We start from the raw sequence: 24,978 nt of genomic DNA on the forward strand, positions 1-24,978 counted from the left end.
CCGCCGCTCGAGAGCGCGCCATGTCCCGGCGCGCCCGACGGCCTGCCATCGACACGACTGAGGGGTTGGACGACGTGAGAGCAGTGATCAAGAGAGGGCCGGTGGGTGCCGGGCTGGCGCTCGTCGTCTCGACGGCCCTGGGGCTGACGGCCGTGAGCCCGCTCTCCGCGGTGGCGGACGAGTCGCGTGACCGTTCGAGCCGGTCGGAGCCGGCCGCCCCCCGCGCGACCACGGACTTCCTGCGGACCGCGGCCCAGCCGCGCAGCTCGGAGTTCGCGCGCCACCTGGAGTCGAAGTACGTCGACCCCGACCGCGTCTACAGCACCGACGTCCGCTGGTGGCTCGGTGAGGCGGCCAACACCGACGAGACGCTGCTCGAGGAGGTCCAGGCCCTCTACGACGCCGGCTACCGCGGTGTCGAGCTGTGCATGCAGAGCGACGCCGGCGCGGCCGACGCCGACTACGCCTACGGCTCCGCGATGTGGACCCACAAGTGGAACCTGATGATGAACAAGCTGCTCGACCTGGGCATGGCGGTCTACCTGACCTCGGGCACCAACTGGGCGACGTCCAACGTGCCCGGCCTCGACCCGACCAGCCAGCAGGCCATGCAGAACCTCACGCTCGGCACCGGCACGGTCGCGCCGGGGCAGACGCTCACCGCGCTCACCGCGCCGGCCGCGGCCGCCCGCAAGGACGGCGCCCGGTTCGTCACCGCCTACGCCTACAGGGTCACCGACGGCGACACCGTCGACCCGGCCAGCTTCGTCGACCTGAAGCCGCTCGTCACCCAGGGCTCCGACGCGTGGACGCAGAACCTGTCCTGGACCGCGCCGAACGACGGCACCTACCGGGTCTTCGGCCTGTGGACCCAGGGCACGTTCCACGCCTCGAGCCCCTCGGCCGTGCCGAGCTACGCCACCAACTACTTCGACGAGCGCGGCGTCGCGGCGCTGCGGGCGTTCTGGGAGAGGAACTACCTCGCCGACCCGGCGCTCCGGGCCAAGATCGCCGAGGGTGACGTCCAGCTGTTCATGGACTCGCTCGAGATCAACACCGGCACCGGCTTCACCTGGTGGGCCGAGGACATGGCCGCGGAGTTCAAGAAGCGCAAGGGCTACGACGTCACGCCGTACCTGTTCCTCATCAGCGGTGTGGCGGCCACGCCGTACCACCCGTACCACGAGGTGCGGAACACCGGCACCTACAAGCTCGACGGCGCCGAGCAGCGTCGTCAGGGCATCATCAACGACTACCAGGACGTGCTCACCCAGCTCTACCGCGAGCGCATGCTGCAGCCGCTCAAGACGTGGCTGAACTCCGTGGGCATCGAGACCCGCGCGCAGATCTCCTACGGGCGCCCGATCGAGATGTCCGAGCCGTCGATGGACGTCGACTACCCTGAGGCCGAGAACTTCAACCAGTACAACCAGGTCGACATCTTCCGTCTCTGGACCGGCGCGGCCAAGCTCGAGAACAAGGTGCTGTCCTCCGAGACGGGGGCCCAGCTGCCCACCTACAACGGCACCCGGCAGATGGACGTGCGCGACGCCTACTCCGCCTACGCGGCCGGCTTCCAGCGCATGGTCTGGCACGTGTGGGGCGCGGGCTACAGCTACGGCAACAAGGCGTGGCCCGGCCACAACCCGACCGGCTTCCGTCAGCTCGGCACCCGCAACCCGGGCTACTCCGACTACGACGAGTTCAACGCCCACCTCGGCCGCGTGCAGCAGCTGCTGCAGACCGGCAAGAGCCGCACCGACGTCGGGTTCGTCAACCAGAAGTGGATCCACGGCGTCAACTACCAGACCGACATCGGCAGCGACAACAACAAGATGAACTGGCAGCTCGCGCACCAGGGCGTCTACTACCGCTCGACCGAGCTGCAGGACAACGGCTACACCTACGACTACTTCAGCCCGAAGTTCCTCTTCGACGACGACGTCCGCTTCGACGAGAAGACCAAGACGATCGAGAAGGCCGGCTACAAGGCCGTCGTGCTCTACCAGGACTGGCTCGACATCGAGGCGGCCAAGCGCCTGCTGCAGTGGGCCAAGAAGGGCCTCAAGGTCGTCGTCCTCGAGGACGCCGCGTCGCGCACCCCGTTCGACGACGGCAAGGACGGCGCGCTCAAGAAGGTCACCGACGAGCTGAAGTCGCTGCCCACGGTGCGCCGGGCCACGGTCTACGACGACATCGACTACTTCAGCCCCCAGCCCGGCGGCTACGACGACAACGTCATGGAGAAGCTCCAGGAGCTCGGGGTCGAGCCCTACACCGGCTACCCCGAGCCCAACCTGCAGCTGCTGACCCAGACGCGGCAGGACGCCGAGGGCAACGAGTACGTCTACGTGTTCAACTACGACTCGGCCGACTACCTCGACAAGAGCCTGAAGCCGAGCGTGCGGGCGGCCACGCACGGGCAGAACATCACGACCGACATCGTCAAGGACGGCCTGTTCGTGCCGTACACGATCGACGCCTGGACGGGTCGGACCACCCAGCTGGCCGACTACCGCTGGGAGGACGGCAAGACCGTCGTGCCGATCGACCTCGACTTCAACAACATCGCCCTCCTGGCGTTCGAGAAGGTCGACGCCGCGCAGCTGCACGTCGTCGAGACCAACGCCGACTCGGCGTTCGCCACCGACGACGGCGTAGCGATGCGGGCCACGCGGTCGGGCGTCGTCACCGGTGAGCTCAGCGACGGGACGACGATCAGCAAGGCCGTCGACGTCCCCGCTGCCTACGACATCACCGACTGGGACCTCACGGTCGAGTCGTGGCGTCCGAGCGCCACGCCCGGCGACCTCGTGCGCACCGAGACGATCGACGGGCTGACCACGACGAACTACAAGTCCTCGACGCTCACGACCGACATCGACGTCGAGCTCGACACGCTCACGACGTGGGACGAGATCCCTGAGGTCGGCAGGGCCGTGTCGGGCAAGGGCCACTACGAGGCCACGTTCGAGTGGGACGCCGACGCGGCGTCGGGTGCCTACCTCGACTTCGGCGACACGCTCGAGGAGTCGATGGTCGTGTGGGTCAACGGCCGCAAGGTCGGCGGCGAGGTCTCGACCAACCCGACCAAGGTGCGCAAGGACGTCGGCGGCGTGGGCAAGCCCACGATCGACGACGGTCGCGGCAACCAGGTCCCGCTGGTCGGCACCGACCTCTACACCGGTGGCGTCAGCTGGACCAAGCCGGTCGCCGACGTCAGCGACTACCTGGTCGACGGCACCAACGAGATCGTCATCGACTACTCCTCGGCGCTGGCGAACGTGCAGCTCGACCGCGGCATCGTCCAGGTCCAGACGCCGAAGGTCGGCCGCCTCAACACGCTGTGGTGGGGCAACGACCAGAAGTACCTCTCCTTCGGTCCCCGGCAGGCGAAGGTCGTGCCGTTCGTCGACGTGGAGCACGTCGAGAAGGCGGCCACGTCGCTGCGCACCGCCGCGACGCCGGCGACCTACGGCCGGCCGAGCGTGGTGACCGCCGTGGTCACCGGCAGGTCGCCCACCGGCACGGTCACGGTCTCGAAGGGATCGACCGTGCTCGGCACCGCCCCGGTCAGGGCAGGTACGGCGAAGGTCGCCATTCCGCGACTCAGCCTGTCCGCCGGAACGCACCAGCTGACCGTCGTCTACAGCGGCGACGCACGCAACGAGGGCGCCTCCTCCGCGCTGCGCCTGGTCGTGGCCAAGGCCCGGTCGACCGTCAAGGCCGCACTGGCCCCGAAGAAGCCCAAGGCCGGCACACGTCCCGCGCTGCGGGTCTCGGTCTCGGCGCCCGGGGTCAGGCCTGGTGGCCGCGTCGAGGTCCGCCGCGCCGGCACGGTGATCGCGACCGGTCGGCTGAACGCGGCCGGCAGGGCCGTCGTCCGGCTGCCGAGGCAGAAGGCCGGCTCGCGCACGCTGACCGTGTCCTACGCCGGTGACCGCAACATCGGCGCGGCGAAGGTCAAGGTCGCGCTGAGGGTGACCAAGCGCCGCTAGTCGACGCGGCAGGTCGAGCCCTCCGGGTCGGGGCCGGGCGTCCCAGACGCCCGGCCCCGACGTCGTGCGGGGGAGGCGCTCAGGGCACCACGACCGCCGGCACCGGGGAGGCCCGGATGATCCGGGTCGCGGTGGAGCCCAGGAACAACCGTGACACCATGCTGGCCGCCGACGACCCGACGACGAGCACGTCGCTGCGCTCCCAGGTGACGCCGGCGAGGGCGCTGGGCCAGGTGGGGCCGGTCGCGACCGCGGTCTCGACCTCGCCGGGCTCGAAGCCGACGAGGGCGTCGACGGCGTCGCGCTGGCGCGCCGAGGCCTGCTCGACGTAGGCGCTCAGCACCTCGGTCTCGCCCACCACCTCGGGCGGGTACATCGTCCTGCCGCGCACGCCGAACGTGACGACGCGGAGCGCCGCGCCGACCTCGCGGCAGATGGCCGCGGTGCGCTCGAGCACCGACGTCGAGGCCTCGTCGCCGCGGAAGGCGCAGGTGGCGCGGGTGACGCGGGCGTCGGGGGCGGCGCGGAAGCCGCGCGGCGCGATGGCGACCGGTACCGGCGAGGAGTGGAGGAGCCGGTCGCCGGTTGAGCTGACGACGATCGTGCCGCCGGGGTCGTCCGGCGCCTCGGCGCGTGACCCGACGACGATGAGCGACGCGTCGACCCGCTCGGCCTGCTCGATGAGGGTCGCGGCCTCGGACTTGCCCGGCGTCGCCAGGACCGACGACGAGACGTCGGGGCACAGCCCGGCGAGCACCTCGCCGGCGGCGGATGCCGACCGGGCGCCCTCCTCGCGGGTCCACGCCTCGTAGTCGCGGTCGGCGCCGCGTGCGACCGGGGTCGGCCACGCGGCCGGGACGACGACCACGACGAGCAGGTCGTCACGTGCCGACCGGGCCAGCGTCGCGGCGAGGTGCAGCGGCGAGGGGTCCCCCTTGGCCGGCGAGTAGCCGACCACCACGGTCATCAGTGGCCGCCCGGCGTCGGCTGGTCGGGCACCTCGGTGTCGGCCACCACCCCCCGCTCGAGCGCGGCGTGGCGTCGTCCCCACAGCAGGTAGAACGACATGACGACGGCGAGCCAGACGGCGAAGATCAGCCAGGTGACGGCGGCCAGGCCCGAGAGCACGTAGACGCAGGCGACGATGGTGAGCACCGGGGTGACCGGGTAGCCGGGCACCCGGAACGGGCGCTCGAGGTCGGGCTGGGTGCGGCGCAGCACGAGCACCGCGGTGGCGACGACGATGAAGGCGATCAGGGTGCCGATCGAGACGGTGTCCCAGAGGTAGTCGGCCGGCACGAACCCGCCGATGAGGGCGACGACGACCGCGACCACGATCGTGTTGAACGTCGGCGTGAGCGTCAGCGGGTTGACCGAGGCGAACCGCTTCGGCAACATGCCGTCGCGGCCCATGGCGAACAGGATGCGGGTCTGGCCGTAGAGCGTCACCAGCGTCACGGAGAAGATCGAGATGACGGCGCCGGCGGCCAGGATGGTGCCTGGCACGCCCGAGCCGGTGATGTTCTCGAGGATCACCGAGAGGCCGGCGCTCTGCTGCTCCTCGCTCTCGAACTCCGCGACCGGCTGGGCGCCGACGCCCGAGACGGCGACGAGCACGTAGATCGCGACCACGACGACGAGCGCACCCATGATCGCTCGTGGGAGGGCGCGTTGGGGGTCGCGTACCTCCTCGCCGGCGGTCGAGACGGCATCGAGTCCGATGAACGAGAAGAAGATCGTGCCGGCCGCCGCGCTGATGCCGGCGGCGCCGGAGTCCCAGAAGCTGCTGAAGTGGTCGCCCTCGAAGGCGGTGAAGGCGATGACGGTGAACAGCAGCAGCACGCCGAGCTTGATGAGGACCATGATCGTGTTGACCCGCGCCGACTCGCTCGCCCCGCGCAGCAGCAGCAGCAGGCACATCAGCACCAGGACGACGGCCGGCAGGTTGACCAGGCCCGTCACGTTGTCTTCGTAGGGGATGGGGGAGTACGACAGCGCGTCGGGCAGGTGCCAGCCGAAGAGGTTCTCGAGCAGCTCGTTGAAGTAGCCGCTCCACCCGACCGACACCGCGGCCGAGCTGACGCCGTACTCGAGCAGCACGCAGGCGGCGACCACCATCGCCACGCCCTCGCCCATCGAGTGGTAGGCGTAGGAGTACGTCGACCCGCTGACCGGGATCGCGCTGGCGACCTCGGCGTAGCAGATCGCCGACAGGCCCGCCGCGACGCCGGCGACCAGGAACGCCACCACGACCGCCGGGCCGGCGTCGGGCACGGCCTCCTGCAGCACGAAGAAGATGCCGGTGCCCACGGTGGCGCCGACGCCGAACAGCATCAGCTGGAACGTGCCGAAGCTGCGCTCGAGCTCGGGTCCGCCGTGGCCGCCCTTCTGCGCCGCGATCGGCTTGCGTCGCCGTAGCTGCTCGCCGAACGTGGTCGGCCGGTTGCTCACGTCAGTCATCTCGCCCTCCCGCGCTCGGGGACGAGCGGCCCCGACAGGCTTCGCACGCTAGACCCACCACGGTCTCCGGGCGAGCCCCTGCCGCAAAACTTCATGCCGTGGTGACACGGGCGCCCGGCGGGCCGGCGGCCTACTCGCCGAACCCGTCGGCCACGAGGTCGCCGACGACCCGCAGTGCCGTCGCGGCGTCGGGGCCGGACGCCGACAGCTCGAGCTCGGCGCCCTGCCCGGCGCCGAGCGCCATCAGCTCGAGCGAGCTGCCGGCGTCGGCGTCGCGGCCGCCGTGGGAGATCCGGACCTCGGCGTCGAGGTCGCCGACGGCGGTGGCGAGCAGGGCGGCGGGCCGGGCGTGCAGGCCCTGCGGGTTGCGCAGCGTCACCCGGACGACGCCGTCCCGGCCCGGCCCGTCGGCCGACGACGCAGGCTCGGGTGGGTCGGCGGGTGGGTCGGCGGGAGCGAGCGCGACTCGCTTGGGCTCGAGGGCGCCCTCGGCCTCTGCGGCCACCGTCGCCAGGTCGGCTCCGCCGGCCGCACGCACGACGGCCGCCACCAGCCCCTCGACCAGCGGGGCGCCGCTCAGCCGGACCTCGTGGTCCTCGGGAGGACTGAGCTCGAGAGCCAGCTCGGCGCTGAGCACCGCCGAGCCGAGGTCCATCAGCACCAGCACGCCGTCGGGCGACGCCGCCTGCTCGAGCGCCGCGGCGACCTCGGTGGCGTCGGTGCCGAGGCCGCCGTCGGTCGTGCCGGCGGCCACCGCGACCACCGGTCCGCCGGTCGGCACCATCTGCGCGGCCAGGTCGACGGCGGCCGCGGCCAGGGCCGCGCTGTGCGAGACGACGACGATGCCGATCACGGGGCGAGGGTCCTCGCGAGCGCCTCGAGCAGCATCGTCGCCGAGGCCGAGCCCGGGTCGACGTGCCCGACGCTCCGCTCGCCGAGGTAGCTGGCGCGGCCCTTGCGGGCCTCCATCGGCTCGGTCGCGTCGCGGCCCTCCGCGGCGGCCGCGGCCGCCGCCCGCGCCGCCGTCGCGATGTCGTCACCCGCGGCCACGGCCGCGTCGTAGGTGTCGACGGCGGGGCCGAGGGCGTCGTACATCGTCTTGTCGCCGAGCTCGGCCTTGCCGCGCGACCGGATGCCGTCGACTCCGGCCCGCAGCACCGTGCCGAGAGCCGCGGCGTCGAGCTCGGTGACGTCGCCGGCGGCGGCCCCCGCCCGCAGGAAGAAGGTGCCGTAGAGGGGTCCGCTCGCGCCGCCCACCGAGGTCACCAGCGTCATGCCGGTCTTCTTGCCCAGCGCGGCGACCGTGTCGGGCGGCGGGTCGAGCGCGGCCATCACCGCGTCGGTGCCGCGCACCAGGTTCGAGCCGTGGTCGGCGTCGCCGATGGCGGAGTCGAGCTCGGTGAGGTGGTCGCCGTGCTCGTGCACGGCGTCGCGGAAGGCGCCCAGCCAGGCGATCGCGCCCTCGAGCGTGAGGGTGTCGGCCATCTCAGACGCCCCAGCGCAGTCCGGAGGTGTCGACCGGCGCGTCCCACAGGCGCAGCAGGTCGTCGTCGGCGCCGAGCACCGTCAGCGACGCACCGGCCATGTCGAGCGAGGTGATGTAGTTGCCGACCAGGCGCCGCGCCACCGGCACCCCGGCGGCATCGAGCAGCCGCGCCACCTCGCCGTAGAGCACGTAGAGCTCGATCAGCGGGGTGCCGCCCATGCCGTTGAGCATCACGATCGCCGGCCCACCGGTGAGGTCGTGGTCGGCCAGCACGGGCTCGACCAGCATCTCGGCGATCTCGGACGCCGGCGCCAACGGCACCCGACGGCGTCCGGGCTCGCCGTGGATGCCGACGCCGACCTCCATCTGGTCGTCGGGCAGGTCGAAGGTCGGCCGTCCGGCCGCGGGTACGGTGCAGCTCGTCAGGGCGATGCCCATCGAGCGGCCGGAGTCGTTGACCCGCTGAGCGAGCGCGACGACGGCGTCGAGGTCCTGGCCCTCCTCGGCGGCCGCGCCGACGATCTTCTCGAGCAGCACGGTCAGGCCGACCCCGCGCCGTCCGGCGGTGTAGGTCGAGTCCTGCACGGCGACGTCGTCGGCGGTGACCACGGTCTCGACCCGGACGCCGGAGTCGGCCGCGGCCAGCTCGCCGGCCATCTCGAAGTTCATCACGTCGCCGGTGTAGTTCTTCACGATGTGCAGGACGCCGGCCCCGCGGTCGACCGCCGTCGTCGCCTCGACGACCTGGTCGGGCGTCGGCGAGGTGAACACCTCGCCGGCGCAAGCGGCGTCGAGCATGCCCGGCCCGACGAACCCCCCGTGCAGGGGCTCGTGACCCGAGCCGCCGCCGGAGATGATGGCGACCTTGCCGTCCTGCTTGGGCTCGGCGCGGTAGATCACGCGGTGCTGGTGGTCGACGCGGAGCTCGGGGTGCGCCGCCTCGATGCCGCGCAGGGCGTCGGCCAGGACGGCCGCCGGGTCGTTGATGAGCTTCTTCATGTCGCGCTCCTGGGGTCTGGCGTCGACGTCGTCGGCGCTGCCGTTCTCCTCCTGCCAAGGAACCGCTTCCGGGGCCCGGCCGCAAGCCCCCGGGGAACACCTCGCTCGCGGTCGGGGTTGCGACCTGACGTGACCGACACCTCGACCCGACCCGAGAAGCCGCTCGAAGCGCCGGCCGACGGCGGCGTCCCGTCGTCCATCTGGCTGATCGCGCTCGGCGTCTTCGCGATGGTGACCAGCGAGTTCATGGCGGCCGGGCTGCTGCCCGAGATCTCGCGCGACGTCGGGGTCAGCGTCGGCGCGGCGTCGATGCTCATCTCCGGGTTCGCCGCCGGGCAGGTGCTCGGCGGCTGGCTCGTGGGCATGCCGCTGTCGCGCTTCGGCCCGCGCACCGTGCTGCCCGCGCTGCTGGTCGTCTTCGCGGTCGTGCAGACGATCGGCGTGCTGTCGCCATGGCCGGTGATGCTGGCGATGCGGGCCCTGAGCGGCCTCGCGCTGGCGGCGTACTTCTCGGTGGCGCTGACCACCGTGACCCGCATGGTGCCGGGCGAGGCGCAGCCGCGGGCGACGTCGCGCGTCTTCGCCGGCGTCACGATCGGCACCACGCTCGGCCTGCCGCTCGCGACATTCGGCGGCCAGGCGCTCAGCTGGAGCAGCGCCTTCCACGCCGACACCGTCGTGGTGCTGCTCGCCGCCGTCGCGGTGGCTCTCGCCCTGCCGTCGGTCGACGGCGTTGCGCCGGTGACCGCGCGCGAGCTGGTTGGACAGCTCTCGGGCCTCCGCCTGTGGGGCGCACTGGTCACGGCCGGTCTCACGACCGGCGGCACGCTGGTCGCCTTCGGATTCTTCAGCGCGATCCTGCAGGACGAGACCGGCGTCTCGGAGGACCTGGTGCCGTGGCTGCTCGCGCTCTACGGCCTCGCGTCGGTGGTCGGCAACTGGTACGTCGGCCGCGTCACCCACACCGGGCCGGCCCGTGTGATCGCGATCGGCACCGCCCTGCTGCTGGCCGGGCTCGTGGCCTTCCGGCTCGCCCCGGGATCCCTGCCGGTCGTCGTGGTCGCGCTCGTGGTCGTCGGCGCCACCGGCGTCAGCCTCAACGCCGCCCACACCGCGCGGATCATCGACGTCGGCGGCGCGACCCCCGCGATCCTCGCGATGACGCCGACCGTCGTCACCGCCGGCATCCTCCTCGGCACCGCGACCGGCGGCGTCGTGGCCGACGCCTACGGCGTCCTCGCCCCCCTCGTCGTCGGAGCTGCGCTGGCGGCGGTCGCGCTGCTCACGCTGGTGCCCGAGCTGCTCGGCGCCCGATCCCGGGGTGCGGTGGCCGGGGTCGTCGACGGGCCGTGCCCGGAGCCCTGCCCGGCTTGACGAAGCGGACCGAGAAACCCCCGTGGTTGAGCGGGATTCTCGGTCGGTTTGTGTCGGTGGTGGGTGCTTGGATGGACTCATGTCAGAGCACTCCGAGGTCGCTCGGTCGGGTCACCCGATCGAGGAGTTCCTGTGCGGGGTGCTCGACGAGCTGACAGGTCTGGCCGAGGTCGCGACGTGGTCGCTCGACGAGGCCACGATGACCCGGCTGGTCGGCCTGGCGGCACGAGTCGCCGCGGGGGTCGCCGAGGTCGAGGCGCGGGTGATCGGACAAGCCGTCGCGGCTGGTCTGCCCGACCGGGCCTCGTGCCGAGACACCCCACGGTGGCTGCAGCAGCAGACACACGTCACCCGCCGGGCCGCGAACGCCAAGGTCGACCTCGCTGCGGCGCTGCGTGAGCTGGAGTCGACCCGGGCCGCGATGGCCCGCGGCGCGGTGCACGCCGAGCAGGCGGTCGCGATCGCGGGCCAGGTCGACCGGCTCGACGACGACCGCTTCAGCGCCCACGACCAGCAGCGCGCCGAGTGCTTCCTGCTCACCGAGGCCGCTGATGATGACGCGACCGCGCTGGCGCGGTTGGGTCGGGAGATCTACGTCCACCTCGACCCCGAGTCCGCCGACGAACGCGAGTCGAAGGCACTCGAGCGGCTCGAGACCGAAGCACGCGCCGCCACGCGGTTCACGATGCGTGACGACGGCGCCGGCATGACCCATGGCCGGTTCACGATCCCGACCGCGCAGGCCTCGATGCTCCGCAAGCACCTCCACGCCCTCGCCGCCCCGAAGGCCGTCCGCGCCGAGCACGGTCCCGGGTCCTACGACGTCACGGTGCCGTCGGCGCGGAAGCTCGGCCAGGCGTTCTGTGAGTGGATCGAACGGATCCCCGCCACTGCGCTGCCGAAGGTCGGTGGGTTGAACGCGACCGTGGTCGTGATCGGTGACTACGACGCCCTCCAGGGCCGGGTGAAGGCAGCGTGCCTCGATACCGGGGTCCGGGTCTCCCACACCGAGTTCCTGCGTCTGGCGTGCGAGGCCGGGATCATCCCGATGTGGATGAACGCCGACGGTGAGGTCCTTGCCACCGGGCGCCGGCACCGGTTCCACACCCCGACCCAACGCCTGGCCAAGATCACCGAACAACGCAGGTGCGAACACGCCGGGTGCGACGTCCCGGCCTACCTGTGCCACCTCCACCACCGACAACCCTGGGCCGACGGCGGCACCACCGACCTCCGCACCGCCGAGGTCCTTTGCCCCTTCCACCACCACCAGGCCCACACCCGACGAAGTCGCAGCCACCCGATGCGTCGGTGATCAGCGAGCCCTACCTCGCTCAGTCGGACGTCCGTCGTCATCGGGCGTCGTTGCTGCTGGCTTGAGCAATCCGTACGCCCGCACGTGCCGACGTGCGGACGCGTGGATCTCTCGCACGTGGGCCCATACGACCGTGAGCGGGCCCACCCGAGGGGCGTCAGGAGGCGGCTTGGAGGGTGAAGAAGATGAATCCGATGAATCGGGTCGGGTCAGGTGCGGCCGGTGGCAGCACCTCGGGCGGCGTGTCAGGAGACACCGGCGGCTCGGTGATGGCCATCATCCGGAAGCCGGCCGTGGTGAAGGACTCCGACATCGCGCTGAGAGACCGGTACCAGATCGTCAACGTCGCGGTGATGCCGTCGAAGTCGTAGTCCTCGTCGTTCGGCTCGGTCGCGAAGTAGTCCATCTCGGGGTACATGACAGGTGGGATGACCGGGTGGTTGACCACCACGACGAGACGACCGCCATCGCGCAGCACGCGGTGCAGCTCGCGCAACGGACCCGACCAGTCCTCCAGGTAGTGGAGGACAAGCACTGCTAGCGCGTCGTCGAAGGTCGCGTCTTCATAGGGAAGCGTCTGGGTCAGGTCTGCCACCTGCAGGTCGGCCTCGTCGCCGAGTCGCTGACGGGCGAGCTGGATCATTGCGGGACTCGCGTCAAACCCGGCTGTGCGGGCATCACGCTCGGTCAGGTCGGCAAGGAGAGGACCGGAACCGCAGCCAGCATCCAGAATTCGTCGCCCAGCGACGTCACCGAGCAGGTCCAGCACGGCTGGTCGCGCGTACCACCTGTTGAACAGTCCGTTCTCGTTCGCCCGCGCGTACGCTTCCGCGAATGTGTCGTAATGATCTGGCTGCTGTTCGAATGCGTGTCCCGAGGTCGTGACGGGCGAGTCTGTCATCGAAGCGACAAGACACACCGCGCCGCGGGGCTCCGCCCGACCATGCCGCTGTCGGGGCTCCGCCCCGACGATGCCGCCGTCCGGGGCTCTCGACGGCGCCGCGAGCTGTGCCATCGCGCCGACGCGAGGCCGAGCCATAGCCGGACGCCGCCGCGGTTCTACCAAGCTGCGATGATCCCTCGGACTCTCAGCGGGAGATCTGCGCTGTCGCCGGTGCTGGTTTCGAGCACTCGTGTGTATCGGGTGACGGGCTGTGCCGTGCGTTCTTCGCCGACCACGAGCAGCCGCGCGCCGGTCGTGTCCGGCGCGAAAGCATATGGTTTGTCGAGGCCGTCCAATCGCCAACGCACGACCGTGGTGGAGGTCCCGCCGGTGGCGCGTACTTGTTGCAGTGACTGGTGACGCCCGACGGCTCGGGTGTAGAAGATCCAGCGGCCGTCGCCGGAGGTGCGCATGTCGTAGGCGTTTCGTGCTATCACGCGCGACTTGGAGCCTGGGCCGAGCGTCGGGAAGAGCCGAATGGTGTTTCCGTCTTTCGTGACGATGCCTCGGCGCGTGACGGCTACATCACCCGAGGCGACCCCGAGAGCACGACCGTTGACCGGCCGCCCGCGACGCAGGTGACGGTCGGAGACTCGAATCGAGAACAACCGTGCCTCCACTTGGGGTTTGGCCGGTTCCTCGACGAAGGACTGAAAGATCAGCCGTCGGCCATCGCGCGACCATCCGATGGGTCCGAGGCCAATCGCGCCGCTGCGCCGAGGGAACAGGTTGCGGGCCTGTCCGCCGGTGGTAGGCACGACCATCAACCGGGTTGCCGGACCGCGTCTGTCGAACGGGGCGAAGGCGACCATGGACTCGTCGGGGCTGAGCACCAGGTTGTAGGCGTCCTGTGAAGTCCGCTCATAGATCACCCTGCGGTCGGTCCCGTCGGTGCGCGCGGAGACGATGCGTAGACCCCGCAGGGTGTCGTTCCAGACGACGCGTTCATCCGAGCCAGACGTGAGCATGGCCGACGTCGGAACAGGTGGGACCGGACCTGGCGCGATAGCTCCAGCCGAAGGTAGAACCGACGCAGCCAGAATCAAGCCCACAAGAAGACGACGCACAGGCGAAGCGTAGGTCTGACACAGAGCCGCAGCGGAGAATCGCCGCTACTCGCCAGAGCCTCCAAGAAACCCAGGGCGATTCACACGTGTGCGCGGAGCCGACCATGGCGCGAGCGGTGCATGGTCCGCCCGCAAGCCGTTCTAGTGGAACCGCAGATCGGCCAGGATGGCGTCGCGTCGATCACCGGGAACGTCTCCAGCGAAGTAGAGGGTCGAGCCGCTCCCGTACGTGACGACCACAGCCTCGGTCGCCGACACCCCTCTGACAGGGCGAAGCGTCACGGACGCCGAGGAGTCGTCGAAGTACGCCCCTCGGGCTTCGGGGCCCTGATCGCCGCAGCTGGACACCTGCCCGGTGCCGAGGGTCTGAGTCGAGTCGACGACCTGGTCCACGTGGATGCCCTCGTACAGGCCGCCGTCCCACTCGAGGAACACGGCACAGTCGGCTGCGCTCCCCGTCGAGTCGCCGTCGCAGCCGGTAGCCACGAGGAACATCGCCGCACACGCGGCGACGGGCACCCTCCGTCTGAGCATCACGACGAGCTGGACGTGCAGATCGGCTCTGCGGTTCCGGAGAAGCTCGCAGGTCGGCTTGACGCCGCCTCCTGGGCCATGCCCGACCATCCGCGCCGCGGGCTCCGGCGGGCTGGCGGTTGCAAAATCGGGTCGGCGCGTAGGCGATCGAACTCCTAGGCTCAGCGGGTGAGCGAAGACCTCGACGTTCGTCGACCGGAGCTGTACGGCGTCCAGCGCACCGGCACGGTGCGATGGTTCAAGCAGGAGAAGGGATACGGCCGCATCACTGCCGACGATGGCGAGGTTCTCTTCGTCCACTTCGCGGACATCGAGATGGACGGCTGCAAGTTCCTCGCAGAGGGACAGCGCGTCGAGTTCACCTGGCGCGGCGGGCTCGCCGACCACGGTCGCCACCACGCTGAGAACGTGTCGGTCATCGGCAAGGCACGCCGACCAGGCCGCACGTAGCGGGCGCGGCCCTGACGATGTGTGACGATCCACCGGTGGCGTCGAACCGCAAGCGACCCGAGTGGCCGGTGACCCTGGGCGTGGTGGTGACCATCTCGGCTCTGCTCCTGGTCGCCTTCGGCCTCCTGGCCAACAGTGACTCCGGGTTCAGCATTGGCGGCTGAACGCGCCGTCGCCGGACAACGGCCCCGGCGACCAGACGCGCTCAGTCCGTCCCGCGCGCCGAGTCGACGGCGTCCTGGTAGTCCTGCTCGGTGACACGCTCGAACCGCGACGGCGAGAGGTTGAGCAGCGGGGCGGAGAGCTGCATGAGCGCCCAGTCGTCGCCGTAGCGCACCGCGGTGGCGCCGCCCATCATCTGACCCTCGGCGGTGTCGAGGAGCATCGCGACGGTGCGCATCTCGTCGGCGCCGAAGATCGCGGCCTGCTGCTCGAGCGACTCGCGGTAGCGGTCGTCGTCGCGGTCGACGTCGTCGACGCGAACCACCGACAGCTCGGAGAGCGGTGCGGGGTCGAGGTCGGTCGCGAGACCGGCCGCGGTCTGGTCACCGTCGACGGGCACGGTCTGGGTGAAGTCGACGTCGGGCACGAGCACGCTGCGGACGACGGAGCGCAGCTCGGCCGCGACCTCGCCGCGGCGCACCTCCCGGTTGAGGTCGTCGTAGCCGGTGGAACCGCCGGGCAGCCAGGTGTTGAACTGCAGGACCCGGAGACGCTCGGCCAGCGCCTCGAAGTCGTAGCCGTCGACGACGGAGTCGACCGCGAAGGCCTCGGCCGCCGCTCCCGCGTCGCCGTCGGCCAGGCGCTCGACCATGAACCGCGCCGCCTCCTCCGGGGAGTCGAAGCCGCGGTCGGCGCCGCGACCCGAGTCGCTGTCGTCGCCGGTCGCGAGGACCACGACCAGGGCGACGACCGCGGCGATCGCGACCAGCGCGGCCAGGGCGGCCACGAACCACGGCGTGCGGCTGCGTCGAGCGGCGCCGGACGGCGGCGACGGCGGCATCGGCGGCATGGACGGCGGCGGCGGGGCGGCGTAGGACACGGGGGCTCCTCGGGTGGTGCGGCAACTCGGGGTGGGTCATGCAATCACGAACCAGACGGCGGCCGGCACCTCTCGGTTCCGAGGCCCGGCGGAACGCCGAGCCGCGTCCGGGGCCCAGGTCGACGTCGATAGCGTCCGGGGGTGGCTACCACCCGCCGATCGCGCGCACGTCGCGGCCGCCCGACGTCGCGCCGCGGCGGGTCGCGCCCGCTGCCGACCCCCGGTCCTGGTGAGCGGTTGTGGGTGCTCGACGTCCCCTACGGCGTCCAGGTCGACGGCGCCACGTGGCACCCGGCGGTCAAGGCGCACCTGCACGTCGGTCGGTCCGTGCCGGCCCACCTGGCGCCGTACGTGCCCGGTCCGTACACGCTCGGCCGGTTCGTCGAGAACCAGCTCAACCCCGGTGACCCCACGCCCGCCCCCGACCCGACCGACGCGCTCGAGCCCCGCCGGCTCCAGTTCGAGGCGGCCGACGCGATCGCGGCCCGCGCCGAGGCCGGTGGCCGCCTGTTCCTGCTCGCCGACGAGCCCGGCGTGGGCAAGACCGTCTCGGCAGTGCTCGGCGCGACCGCGGTGGGCGACCTCCGCGGTGCGCGGCGCGTGCTCGTGGTGGCCGACCGGCCGGCGGCCATCACCATCGGCCACTGGTGCCGCACGATCGCGACGCTGGGCGACGGCGGCCTCGAGTGGGTCGTCATCACGTGGGACCGGTTGGAGAAGGTCGCGGACCACGCCTGGGACGTGATCGTCGCCGACGAGGCGCACGCGCTGCGCCGGACGACGACCAAGCGGTGGAAGCTCTGGACGAAGGTCTCCGGCCACGGCAAGCCCCACGACGCCGCGCCGTTCGTCATCGCCACGACCGCGACACCCGGCCACACGCCGCTCGAGCTGCCCTACCTCGCGCCCGCCTACGCCCAGGTGCACGGCGAGCCGGTGCGGTCCTGGACGTCGGCGACCCAGCCGGACCAGACGTTCGCCGCCGCGGTCGAGCGCCACGGCGTCGGGGTCGAGCAGGGCCGGTACGGCGCGACGTGGACGACGGACCCGGCGCGCCGCTCCGCCGACCTCGCGCTGGTGCGGGGCTGGCTGGCCGACGAGCGGCCGCCCGCGATGCTCCACCGCGCCGCGCCCTGGGGGCCGGTGCCGATCTCCGGCATGCCGGTGGCGCTGTCGCCGTCCGAGCGGACGGCCTACGAGGCCGAGTGGGGCGAGTTCTGCCGCGAGATGGACGTCGCGCGCCGCGGTCGCAACGTCGCCCGCGGCCGAGCCGCGCTGCTGCGGTTCCGCCAGAAGGCCGGGCTCATCCGGGTCGACTCCACGGTGGCCTGGATCGCCCAGCAGGTCGAGGCGGAGCGGCAGGTCGCGTGCTCGGTCGAGTTCGTCGCCACGGCCGCCGACCCCATCGCCGGCCGGCTGCGCGACGCCGGCCTCGAGGTCGCCACGATCTACGGCCGCGACCGGTTCGACGTCGAGGCCGAGCGGCTCCGCTTCCAGACCGGGCAGGCGAAGGTCTGCGTGTTCACGACGGTGGCCTCGATCAGCCTGCACGCCGGCGAGACCCTGGTCGACGGACGCCGCGCGAGCACCGAGCCGCGGGTCGGGGTGTTCCACCAGGCCCGCTTCTCGGGCATCGCCGGTCGCCAGGTGACCGGTCGGACCCACCGCGACCACCAGGTCTCGCCGTGGCACGTCGCCTACGCCGAGGGCACGGTCGAGGAGCAGGTCGGTCGGGTGATGGTCGAGCGGATCGCGGCGGCGTCCGAGACCGTCGGCAGCGACACCAGCGGTCTCGCCGACCTCGCCGACCTGCTCGGCGCCGACTGGCTGCCGCCGTCGAGCCTGACCGATGTGGGCGCAGGGCCCGCCTGAACGACTGGACGGACCGTCCGATGAATTGCTGCGACGGCGGCGCGACGCCACTCAGTCCCAGTCGAGGCCGCCGCGCTTCCACTCGTAGGCGAACGCGATGGTCAGGTTGAGCAGGAAGATCATCATCGCCACGTAGCCGATCGTGCCGAGCGCGTCGAAGTGGATCGCCCACGGCACGAGGAACATGATCTCGACGTCGAAGATGATGAAGGTCATCGCCACGGTGTAGAAGCGCACCGGGATGGTGTTGCCGCGGGCGCCCTCGGCCGGCTCGATGCCGCACTCGTACGACGCCGTCTTGGCCAGGTTGGCGCGACGGGGGCCGACGACGGCACTGGTGAGCAGCGAGCCGACCGCGAACGCGCCCGCGAGGGCGGTGAGCACGACGACGGGCAGGTAGAGATCCATGGCGACGGTGTCCTCGAGGTCCTTGTCGCCCGAGCCAGGCGGGTGTTCGTGCGTGCTGCGGGAGGTGCCCCGAGACTACCGAGCCGGTCAGACCACGTGCGGGTCGGGCTCGCCCGTGACGTCGTGCGCACGGTCGTCGCGCAGGTGGGAGCCGCCGACCGGGTCGCCGGTCCACGACGTCATCGTCCAGCCGGTGTCGGGGTCGCCGTCGAGCACCGCGCGGGCGGTGTTGGCGAGCCGACGGTCGGGGGCGCCGAGACGCAGCACCAGGTAGGCGCGGATGGCGGCGCCGTGGCTGACCACGACCGCCGTCCCGCCGGACGGCGTCGCCGCGACCACCGCGCGGAGGGCGGCGTCGTAGCGGGCGAGGAACGCGTGACCGTCGGCGCCGCCGGGGAGGGTGTGGTTGAGGTCGCCGGCCATCCACGCGTCGAGGTTGGCGTCATAGGCGCCGATCGCCTCGGCGGAGGTCTCGAGCTCGTGGTCGCCGGCCGAGATCTCCTCGAGGCCCTCGACCTCGGTGACGGCCAGGCCGCGGTGGTCGGCCAGCGGCTGCGCGGTCAGGCGGGTGCGCACCAGCGGTGAGCAGAAGACCGCGTCGACGGGCTCGCCGTCGAGCGCCGGGACGACGGCGCGCGCCTGCTGCTGACCGAGCTCGGTGAGCCCGGCGCCGGGCCGCGCGGTGTCGAGCGCGCCCGCGACGTTGTGGGGAGTCTGGCCGTGGCGGAGGAGGTGGATACGCATCGTCGTCCAGCGTAGGGACGTGACCGAGGCCACCCGGCTAGCGCCCGGTGGTGCCGTCCAGGAGCTCGCGGACGACGTCGGCGTGGCCGGCGTGGCGGGCCGTCTCGCTCGTCATGTGGGCGACCACCCAGCGCACCGACAGCGGTCGGTCGTCGACCGGGACCGCGGTGAGGGCGTCGAGCCCCGCCTGCTCGACGACGGCGTCGCTGGCCGCGCACGCCGTCCGGTAGGCCTCGACCACGTCGGCCGTGCTGCGCGAGGTCGGCACGTCCATGGAGAAGTCGAGGTCGGCGAGGGCGGGGTCGCCCGCGACGGTGTGGCCGAACCAGTAGCGCTCGCTGTCGGTGAGGTGCTGCACGAGCCCGAGCAGGTTGGTGCCCGAGACGACGGGGGAGCGGCGCACGGCGCCGTCGTCGAGCCCGTCGAGCTTCTTGACCACGCACGCGCGGGCGAACCTCAGGAACGCCAGGGCCGTGTCGAGCTCGCCGCCGTCGTCGCGGGGCACCGGCTCGCGCTGGGTCTCGAGGCCGTCGCTCATGCACCCGATGGTGCCAACGCGCGGGGGCGGACGGCGGCAGCCACGCCCGGCGGGGAACAGGTGCCCGGTTAAGGTCGGGCGGGTGCGGGCGACGCGAGGTCTGGGCGGCGAGGTGCTGCGGCGCCTGCGCGACACCGGGCCGCAGACGAAGGCGCAGCTGGCCGCCGGGTTCGACGTCCCGCGCACGACGCTGGCCGGCACGTTGCGCCAGCTGGTCGCCGACGGTCTGGTCGACGACGGACCGGTCGCCCCGAGCTCGGGCGGACGACGCTCGGTCAGCGTGCGGATCCAGCCCGACCTGCGGTTCGTGGCCGTGTCGATCGGCGAGCGGCGCATCCGCGTCGCCGCCCTGGGCGGCCACCTCGCGATCACTTCGGGTCACAGCATCGACCTGGCCGAGCACGGCGACGACGTCGACGCGGTCGGGTCCACCGTGCTCGACGCCGTCGCCGACGTCGTCGACGGGGCGAGACCGCTCGCGCTCGCCATGGCCGCGCCCGACCTCGCGGCGCCGTTCGCCGAGGCGCTGCGTGCCCGCCTGGCCGACCACCTCCCGGACATCGACCACGTGGCGCTCTCCGCGGTGCGAGCGATGGCCCTAGGCGAGCGCCACTCCGGTGCCGCGACCGGTCTCACCGACGTCGTCGCCGTCCGCCTCGGCCACAGCGTCACGTCGGCGACGATCGCCGGCGGCCGGCTGGCCCGCGGGGCGGCGAGCGCCGCCGGCGAGATCGGACACCTGCGCGTGGAGGAGTTCGGACCGTCGTGCACCTGCGGGCGCACCGGGTGCCTCGATGCCTACGCGAGCTCGGCCGCGGTGGTGGCGCGCGGCCGCGAGCTCGCCGAGCGCGGGCGCTCGCCCCGGCTGACCGAGATCCTCGACGCCCAGGGCGACCTGACCCTCGCCGACGTCGTCGCGGGCGCCGAGGGGGGCGACGCCGCCGTCGTCCAGCTGGCCCGGGAGGCGGGGCAGCGGCTCGGCCCGGTCGTGGCCGGACTCGTCGCGCACGCCAACCCGAGTCGGGTCGTGCTCGGTGGCCCCGTTGCGGCGCTCGGCATGCACCTGCTCGGCGACGTCCGGGCGGCGGCCTACCGGCTGGCGCCCCCGCGGGCCGCGGAGGGTGTCGAGATCGTGTTGAGCGAGCGGGGCGAGCGCGCGGTGCTGGTCGGTGCCGGGATCGAGGCATTCGAGGCCTGGACCCGCGATCTTGCGACGTGATCCGTCTGAAGTGCGTCCGTTTCGGTCTCAACCGTTCAAGTCGGTGAACCCGTTCGGGGTGAACCGCTTGCCGGACCCCCGTGCTGCCTCTTAGTTTGGGCGTCGCCCCAACAAACCGGTGATGACCGTCACAGCGGTTCGTCGGGGCTCCAATGCTTGTCCACCCGGCTCGGACCCGTGCGTGTACAAACCGCCCGTCCGACCCTTCAACCCGACCCGACGCACCGCGCCGGGGCGCAGGCTGCCGCGCCGTGCCCGAGAGGAGGCTGCCGATGTCCATGTTCGACCAGACGACCACCGACCACAGCCTCGCCAACCTCGACCTGCGCCGCTCGAACCTCGGCCTCGCCCTGCGCTACCTGCGCGACCAGGGCCCGCGCTCGCGCGCGGCGCTCGCCTCCGAGCTCGGGATGACCCGCTCGACGATCTCGACGCTGATCACCGAGCTCGCCGAGCGGTCCCTCGTCTCCGACGGCCAGCTCGTGCAGCGCTCGGTCGGCCGGCCCAGCACCGCCGTCGAGCTCGACGGCCGTGGCGTGTGCGGCATCGGGGCCGAGGTCAACGTCAACCACGTCTCCACGATCGCGCTCGACCTGCGCGGCGAGGTCGTCGAGGAGCGCAAGCTCTCCCTCGACGGCCGCTCGCTCGACGCGCCCCGCGTGCTCGGCCACCTCGTCGACCTCGTCCGCGAGACCGTCAGCGCCCTCGACCAGCGCGGCGCGATCACCGCGGGCCTCACCGTCGGCGTCGCCGGTCTCTACGACCAGACCCGCGACGTGCTCACCCACGCGCCCAACCTCGGCTGGTACGACGTCCCGGTCGGCGCCATGCTGCGCGCCGACCTCGGCGACGCCCTCCCGATCGTCGTCGACAACGAGAGCAACCTGGCCGCCGCCGCCGAGGCCACCCCCGGCGACCCGCACCGCCAGGACATCCTCGTGCTGCACGGCGAGGTCGGCGTCGGTGGCGGCATCGTCGCCGGCGGACGCCTCCTGCGCGGCAGCCACGGCTACGCCGGCGAGTTCGGCCACATGATCGTCGAGGCCCGCGGGCGTCAGTGCGGCTGCGGCCGCCGCGGCTGCTGGGAGACCGTCAGCGGTCTGCGTGCGCTGATGGACCTCGCCGCCGACCCCGACGACCCCATCCGCGACGCGCGGATGGCGATCGACGACCGGCTCGCCGAGCTCAACCGCCGCGCCAACCTCGGCGACGCGCGCACCCTCGAGGCCCTCGAGGAGGTCGGCGCCTGGGTCGGCATCGGCGCCGCCATCCTCAGCAACGCCCTCAACCCGTCCACCGTGGTGCTCTCGGGCTACTACGCCGCGATCGGCCACCACATGCGCCCGGCCATCGAGCGCGAGCTGAGCGCCGGCGTCCTCGCCCCCGAGGCGGGCGGCACCCGGGTCGAGCTGTCGACCCTGGGCTTCAGCGCAGCCGTCCGGGGTGGCGCCACCGCCTCGCTCGAGTCGGTGTTCGCCGACCCCACCCGCGTGCCCCGTCGCACCACCGTGTCAGGAGAGACCGCATGAACACGTCCGACGCCCCGCTGCTGCAGGTCCGCGGCATCGTCAAGGAGTTCCCCGGCGTGCGCGCGCTCGGTGGCGTCGACCTCGACGTGCGTGCGGGTGAGGTGCACTGCCTGTTGGGTCAGAACGGTGCGGGCAAGTCGACGATGATCAAGATCCTCTCGGCGTCCTACATCCCTGACGAGGGCACGATCACGTGGAAGGGTGAGCCGGCCAAGTTCGGCAGCCCGCAGGCGGCGATCAATGCGGGGATCGCGACGATCTACCAGGAGCTCGACCTGGTCGATGGTCTGACGGTGGCCGAGAACGTGTTCTTGGGTCATGAGCTGTCGTCGGTGGGGTTCTCGCGTCGGGCGGCGGCGAACAAGCGCACGCGGGAGATCCTGGCTCGTCTGGGGCACAGTGAGATCAGCCCGACGCGGTTGGTGGGGGAGCTGTCGCCGGCTGGTCAGCAGGTGGTCTCGATGGCGCGGGCGTTGTCGCACGAGGTCGACCTGTTGATCCTCGACGAGCCGTCGGCGGTGCTCGACCACGGTGAGGTGGAGAACCTGTTCCGGGTGGTGAAGAACCTGACCGAGCAGGGTGTGGCGATCGTCTACATCTCGCACCGGTTGGAGGAGATCCGCGAGATCGGCGACCGCATCACCGTCCTGAAGGACGGTTCGACCGTGGCCACCGGCCTGCCGGCCAAGTCGACGCCGACCGCCGACCTCATCAAGCTCATGACCGGCCGCAACATCGAGTACGTCTTCCCCCAGCGCGACGACGCCGCGCAGGTCGCCGACGACGTGGTGCTCGAGGTCCGCGACCTCGCCCTCGACGGCGTCTTCTCCGGCGTCGACATGACCGTGCGCGCCGGAGAGATCGTCGGCCTCGCCGGGCTGGTCGGCGCCGGCCGCTCCGAGATCCTCGAGACGATCTACGGTGCGCGGCGTGCGACGTCCGGCACGGTGAGTGTCGACGGCAAGCGGCTGCGTCGTGGCGCGGTCGACGCGGCGGTGAAGGCCGGTATCGGCCTGGCTCCCGAGGAGCGCAAGTCGCAGGGCCTGCTGCTCGACCAGGCCGTCGCGACCAACATCACCGTCTCGAGTCTCAACCGCTTCTCCCGGCTGGGCTTCATCGACCGCAGCGGTGAGAAGGCGCGCTCGATCGAGCTGACCGAGTCCCTCGACGTCCGCCCCACCGGCGTGACGCGCGCCGTCCGCACGCTCTCGGGTGGCAACCAGCAGAAGGTGGTGCTCGCGCGGTGGCTGCTGCGTGGGTGCCGGGTGCTGCTGCTCGACGAGCCCACGCGTGGTGTCGACGTCGGCGCCCGGGCCGAGATCTACAAGCTCATCCGCTCCCTCGCCGACTCGGGTGTCGCGGTCGTGGTGGTCTCCAGCGAGGTCGAGGAGGTGCTCGGCCTGGCGGACCGGGTGCTGGTCGTCCGCGAAGGCCGTGTCGTTCACGAAGCCGCCGCCGCCCACATCGACGAGTCCCGGGTCCTCGACCTGGTGATGGAAGGAACCCCTGCATGAGCACCCCACGAAGCTGCCCGACTCCTCCGCTCCGCTCCGTTGTCGACCACCTCCTAGGGGGCCTCGCATGACCGACTCCACGACCGAGCGTCCTGATCTCGGCAAGACCACGGATCCGCACGAGGGCGTCGACCCGGTCGACGTGCTGCCGGAGACCGGTGGGACTGATTCGTCGCAGGCGATGGTCGCGCCGGCGCCTGGTGGCAGCGACTTCATGACGCGGCTGGGTGACACGGGCTTCTTCCGGATCGCCGGTCTGGCGGTGGTGCTGTTGGTCATCGCGATCGTCGGCACGGTGACCGCGGGTGATCGGTTCCTCGACGTGAACAACTTCCTGACGATCTTGAAGCTGTCCGCGGTGTTGGGCGTGGTCTCGGTCGGGATGACGTTCGTGATCATCGGCGGCGGTATCGACCTCTCGGTCGGTGCGGTGGTCGCGTTGTCCTCGGTGTGGGCGACCACGGTCGCCACGCAGGACATGGCGCGTGACTCGCACTGGCTGTTGATCTTGTTGGCCGCGGTCGCGGTGGGTGCGGTGGCCGGTCTGATCAACGGTGTGTTGATCGCCTACGGCAAGGTCGTGGCGTTCATCGCCACGTTGGCGATGCTGGTCGGTGCGCGGGCGTTGGCGGAGAACATCTCCGACAACCGCACGCAGATCGTCTCGGACATGCCGGGCTTCTACGACTTCTTCGGTGCCGAGCCGCTCGGGATCCCGATGACGGTGTGGGTCTTCGCGCTCGTCGCGGTCATCGGGTGGGTGCTGTTGAACCGGACCACGTTCGGTCGTCGCACGTTCGCGGTGGGTGGCAACCCCGAGGCTGCTCGTCTGGCGGGTATCAACGTGCGTCGTCACACGGTGCTGCTCTACGTGCTGGTCGGTGTGTGTGCCGGTCTGGCCGCGGTGCTGCTCATCGCTCGCACCACCACGGGCAACTCCGCGCACGGTGAGCTCCTCGAGCTCGACGCGATCGCGGCCGTGGTGATCGGTGGCACCCTGCTCGCGGGTGGTCGGGGCACGATCACCGGCACCGTGCTCGGTGTGTTGATCTTCACCACGCTGACCAACGTCTTCACCCTGAACAACCGTCCGCCCTCCGAGCAGGACCTGCTCAAGGGCGCCGTCATCGTCGCCGCCGTGCTCCTGCAGCAGTGGCTGGCGTCTCGGAAGCGCACCACCTAGCACCACCTCAAGCGCGCAGGACGACGTCACCCGCCACCACCACCCTCGCCGGTGCTCGTGGCGTCGGCCGACCGCGCCCTCACCACCTGTTCGAGACACCACTCAGACACACCACTCAGCACGCCTTGAAGGAGCACGACATGTCCCTGCACCACACCCTGAGCCGCAAGAGCGGTCGGCGCGTCATCGCCGGTCTGGCCGCGATCGCCGTGCTCGGCCTGAGCGCTTGCACGAGCAACGACTCGGACGAGGGCGACACCGAGAACCCGAACCTGTCCAACAACAACTCCGAGGCCGGGGGCA

22 protein-coding genes and 1 pseudogene are annotated in these 24,978 nt (G+C 71.6%); 10 read left to right on the forward strand and 13 right to left on the reverse strand.

Annotated elements, in window-relative coordinates; all coding sequences use genetic code 11:
- Nucleotides 1-101: 101 nt before the first annotated feature.
- The gene (locus ABFT23_RS04875) at nucleotides 102-3,998 is read left to right on the forward strand and encodes an Ig-like domain repeat protein (RefSeq protein ID WP_347893002.1); all 3,897 of its coding nucleotides are present in this window, start codon (nucleotides 102-104) and stop codon (nucleotides 3,996-3,998) included.
- Between the two features lie 79 nt (nucleotides 3,999-4,077).
- Here ABFT23_RS04875 and ABFT23_RS04880 read toward each other — a convergent pair whose 3' ends face one another.
- The 6 genes and pseudogenes from ABFT23_RS04880 to dhaK all read right to left on the reverse strand — a co-directional run bounded on the left by ABFT23_RS04880 (nucleotide 4,078) and on the right by dhaK (nucleotide 8,943).
- Nucleotides 4,078-4,965 carry a universal stress protein gene (locus tag ABFT23_RS04880; RefSeq protein ID WP_347893004.1) on the reverse strand — a complete coding sequence of 296 codons (888 nt, stop codon included), beginning with the start codon at nucleotides 4,963-4,965 and terminating at the stop codon, nucleotides 4,078-4,080.
- Nucleotides 4,965-6,458, reverse strand: coding sequence for an amino acid permease (locus tag ABFT23_RS04885; RefSeq protein WP_347893006.1), 1,494 nt, complete (start codon nucleotides 6,456-6,458; stop codon nucleotides 4,965-4,967). The genes ABFT23_RS04880 and ABFT23_RS04885 overlap by 1 nt, the downstream gene beginning before the upstream one ends.
- Before the next feature lie 130 nt (nucleotides 6,459-6,588).
- A complete protein-coding gene (locus ABFT23_RS04890) occupies nucleotides 6,589-6,837 on the reverse strand; it encodes an HPr family phosphocarrier protein (protein ID WP_347893054.1) in 249 nt (82 codons plus the stop codon).
- Nucleotides 6,838-6,927: 90 nt separating this feature from the next.
- Nucleotides 6,928-7,311, reverse strand: a pseudogene (gene dhaM / locus ABFT23_RS04895) (dihydroxyacetone kinase phosphoryl donor subunit DhaM); the annotation flags it as partial.
- The gene (gene dhaL, locus ABFT23_RS04900) at nucleotides 7,308-7,943 is read right to left on the reverse strand and encodes a dihydroxyacetone kinase subunit DhaL (protein ID WP_347893008.1); all 636 of its coding nucleotides are present in this window, start codon (nucleotides 7,941-7,943) and stop codon (nucleotides 7,308-7,310) included. The gene dhaL and the pseudogene dhaM, both read right to left, overlap by 4 nt.
- A gap of 1 nt (nucleotide 7,944) precedes the next feature.
- Nucleotides 7,945-8,943, reverse strand: coding sequence for a dihydroxyacetone kinase subunit DhaK (dhaK, locus tag ABFT23_RS04905; protein ID WP_347893009.1), 999 nt, complete (start codon nucleotides 8,941-8,943; stop codon nucleotides 7,945-7,947).
- Between the two features lie 129 nt (nucleotides 8,944-9,072).
- On the opposite strand from dhaK, the gene ABFT23_RS04910 reads away from it, so the two are divergent.
- Entirely contained in the window at nucleotides 9,073-10,317 is a 1,245-nt protein-coding gene (locus ABFT23_RS04910; RefSeq protein WP_347893010.1) for an MFS transporter, read from the forward strand.
- Between the two features lie 79 nt (nucleotides 10,318-10,396).
- Nucleotides 10,397-11,632, forward strand: a complete 1,236-nt coding sequence (locus tag ABFT23_RS04915) for an HNH endonuclease signature motif containing protein (protein ID WP_347893012.1) — start codon at nucleotides 10,397-10,399, stop codon at nucleotides 11,630-11,632.
- A 157-nt stretch (nucleotides 11,633-11,789) separates the two neighbouring features.
- Here ABFT23_RS04915 and ABFT23_RS04920 read toward each other — a convergent pair whose 3' ends face one another.
- From ABFT23_RS04920 to ABFT23_RS04930, 3 genes are all read right to left on the reverse strand, one after another.
- Nucleotides 11,790-12,647, reverse strand: coding sequence for a class I SAM-dependent methyltransferase (locus tag ABFT23_RS04920; protein WP_347893013.1), 858 nt, complete (start codon nucleotides 12,645-12,647; stop codon nucleotides 11,790-11,792).
- Nucleotides 12,648-12,691: 44 nt separating this feature from the next.
- Nucleotides 12,692-13,543, reverse strand: a complete 852-nt coding sequence (locus ABFT23_RS04925) for a TolB-like translocation protein (RefSeq protein WP_347893015.1) — start codon at nucleotides 13,541-13,543, stop codon at nucleotides 12,692-12,694.
- A 240-nt stretch (nucleotides 13,544-13,783) separates the two neighbouring features.
- Complete coding sequence (locus tag ABFT23_RS04930) at nucleotides 13,784-14,266, reverse strand: DUF6281 family protein (protein WP_347893017.1); 483 nt, start codon at nucleotides 14,264-14,266, stop codon at nucleotides 13,784-13,786.
- 138 nt (nucleotides 14,267-14,404) lie between these two features.
- Between ABFT23_RS04930 and ABFT23_RS04935 the strand changes: the two genes are divergently transcribed.
- Entirely contained in the window at nucleotides 14,405-14,626 is a 222-nt protein-coding gene (locus tag ABFT23_RS04935; protein ID WP_457622990.1) for a cold shock domain-containing protein, read from the forward strand.
- Nucleotides 14,627-14,661: 35 nt separating this feature from the next.
- A complete protein-coding gene (locus tag ABFT23_RS04940; RefSeq protein WP_347893019.1) occupies nucleotides 14,662-14,790 on the forward strand; it encodes a hypothetical protein in 129 nt (42 codons plus the stop codon).
- Nucleotides 14,791-14,831: 41 nt separating this feature from the next.
- Here ABFT23_RS04940 and ABFT23_RS04945 read toward each other — a convergent pair whose 3' ends face one another.
- A complete protein-coding gene (locus ABFT23_RS04945) occupies nucleotides 14,832-15,668 on the reverse strand; it encodes a hypothetical protein (protein ID WP_347893020.1) in 837 nt (278 codons plus the stop codon).
- A gap of 141 nt (nucleotides 15,669-15,809) precedes the next feature.
- Between ABFT23_RS04945 and ABFT23_RS04950 the strand changes: the two genes are divergently transcribed.
- The gene (locus ABFT23_RS04950; protein WP_347893021.1) at nucleotides 15,810-17,540 is read left to right on the forward strand and encodes a DEAD/DEAH box helicase; all 1,731 of its coding nucleotides are present in this window, start codon (nucleotides 15,810-15,812) and stop codon (nucleotides 17,538-17,540) included.
- A gap of 51 nt (nucleotides 17,541-17,591) precedes the next feature.
- On the opposite strand, the gene ABFT23_RS04955 is transcribed toward ABFT23_RS04950, so the two are convergent.
- The 3 genes from ABFT23_RS04955 to ABFT23_RS04965 form a co-directional block, all read right to left on the reverse strand.
- Nucleotides 17,592-17,948 (reverse strand): NADH-quinone oxidoreductase subunit A, encoded by a 357-nt coding sequence (locus ABFT23_RS04955; RefSeq protein ID WP_347893022.1) that lies wholly within the window; start codon nucleotides 17,946-17,948, stop codon nucleotides 17,592-17,594.
- A gap of 87 nt (nucleotides 17,949-18,035) precedes the next feature.
- Nucleotides 18,036-18,692, reverse strand: coding sequence for a histidine phosphatase family protein (locus tag ABFT23_RS04960; RefSeq protein WP_347893023.1), 657 nt, complete (start codon nucleotides 18,690-18,692; stop codon nucleotides 18,036-18,038).
- 37 nt (nucleotides 18,693-18,729) lie between these two features.
- A complete protein-coding gene (locus ABFT23_RS04965; RefSeq protein ID WP_347893025.1) occupies nucleotides 18,730-19,230 on the reverse strand; it encodes a DinB family protein in 501 nt (166 codons plus the stop codon).
- Between the two features lie 82 nt (nucleotides 19,231-19,312).
- Between ABFT23_RS04965 and ABFT23_RS04970 the strand changes: the two genes are divergently transcribed.
- From ABFT23_RS04970 to ABFT23_RS04985, 4 genes are all read left to right on the forward strand, one after another.
- On the forward strand, nucleotides 19,313-20,449 hold the full coding sequence (locus ABFT23_RS04970) for an ROK family transcriptional regulator (RefSeq protein WP_347893026.1): 1,137 nt from the start codon (nucleotides 19,313-19,315) through the stop codon (nucleotides 20,447-20,449).
- Between the two features lie 272 nt (nucleotides 20,450-20,721).
- Nucleotides 20,722-21,978 (forward strand): ROK family transcriptional regulator, encoded by a 1,257-nt coding sequence (locus ABFT23_RS04975; RefSeq protein ID WP_347893027.1) that lies wholly within the window; start codon nucleotides 20,722-20,724, stop codon nucleotides 21,976-21,978.
- On the forward strand, nucleotides 21,975-23,492 hold the full coding sequence (locus ABFT23_RS04980) for a sugar ABC transporter ATP-binding protein (RefSeq protein WP_347893029.1): 1,518 nt from the start codon (nucleotides 21,975-21,977) through the stop codon (nucleotides 23,490-23,492). Before ABFT23_RS04975 ends, ABFT23_RS04980 begins: the two co-directional genes overlap by 4 nt.
- Before the next feature lie 67 nt (nucleotides 23,493-23,559).
- The gene (locus ABFT23_RS04985) at nucleotides 23,560-24,675 is read left to right on the forward strand and encodes an ABC transporter permease (RefSeq protein ID WP_347893031.1); all 1,116 of its coding nucleotides are present in this window, start codon (nucleotides 23,560-23,562) and stop codon (nucleotides 24,673-24,675) included.
- Nucleotides 24,676-24,978 lie beyond the last annotated feature (303 nt).

The sequence above is a fragment of the Nocardioides secundeburneus genome, from assembly GCF_039939255.1.
In the GTDB taxonomy this organism is placed as follows: domain Bacteria; phylum Actinomycetota; class Actinomycetes; order Propionibacteriales; family Nocardioidaceae; genus Nocardioides.

Coding starts and splice junctions, on each gene's coding strand:
- ABFT23_RS04880 (WP_347893004.1), bottom strand. CDS start 4,965: ATGACCGTGGTGGTCGGCTACTCGCCGGCCAAGGGGGACCCCTCGCCG.
- ABFT23_RS04885 (WP_347893006.1), bottom strand. CDS start 6,458: ATGACTGACGTGAGCAACCGGCCGACCACGTTCGGCGAGCAGCTACGG.
- dhaL (WP_347893008.1), bottom strand. CDS start 7,943: ATGGCCGACACCCTCACGCTCGAGGGCGCGATCGCCTGGCTGGGCGCC.
- dhaK (WP_347893009.1), bottom strand. CDS start 8,943: ATGAAGAAGCTCATCAACGACCCGGCGGCCGTCCTGGCCGACGCCCTG.
- ABFT23_RS04915 (WP_347893012.1), top strand. CDS start 10,397: ATGTCAGAGCACTCCGAGGTCGCTCGGTCGGGTCACCCGATCGAGGAG.
- ABFT23_RS04920 (WP_347893013.1), bottom strand. CDS start 12,647: ATGGCACAGCTCGCGGCGCCGTCGAGAGCCCCGGACGGCGGCATCGTC.
- ABFT23_RS04925 (WP_347893015.1), bottom strand. CDS start 13,543: ATGCTCACGTCTGGCTCGGATGAACGCGTCGTCTGGAACGACACCCTG.
- ABFT23_RS04930 (WP_347893017.1), bottom strand. CDS start 14,266: ATGGTCGGGCATGGCCCAGGAGGCGGCGTCAAGCCGACCTGCGAGCTT.
- ABFT23_RS04955 (WP_347893022.1), bottom strand. CDS start 17,948: ATGGATCTCTACCTGCCCGTCGTCGTGCTCACCGCCCTCGCGGGCGCG.
- ABFT23_RS04960 (WP_347893023.1), bottom strand. CDS start 18,692: ATGCGTATCCACCTCCTCCGCCACGGCCAGACTCCCCACAACGTCGCG.
- ABFT23_RS04965 (WP_347893025.1), bottom strand. CDS start 19,230: ATGAGCGACGGCCTCGAGACCCAGCGCGAGCCGGTGCCCCGCGACGAC.
- ABFT23_RS04975 (WP_347893027.1), top strand. CDS start 20,722: ATGTCCATGTTCGACCAGACGACCACCGACCACAGCCTCGCCAACCTC.
- ABFT23_RS04980 (WP_347893029.1), top strand. CDS start 21,975: ATGAACACGTCCGACGCCCCGCTGCTGCAGGTCCGCGGCATCGTCAAG.
- ABFT23_RS04985 (WP_347893031.1), top strand. CDS start 23,560: ATGACCGACTCCACGACCGAGCGTCCTGATCTCGGCAAGACCACGGAT.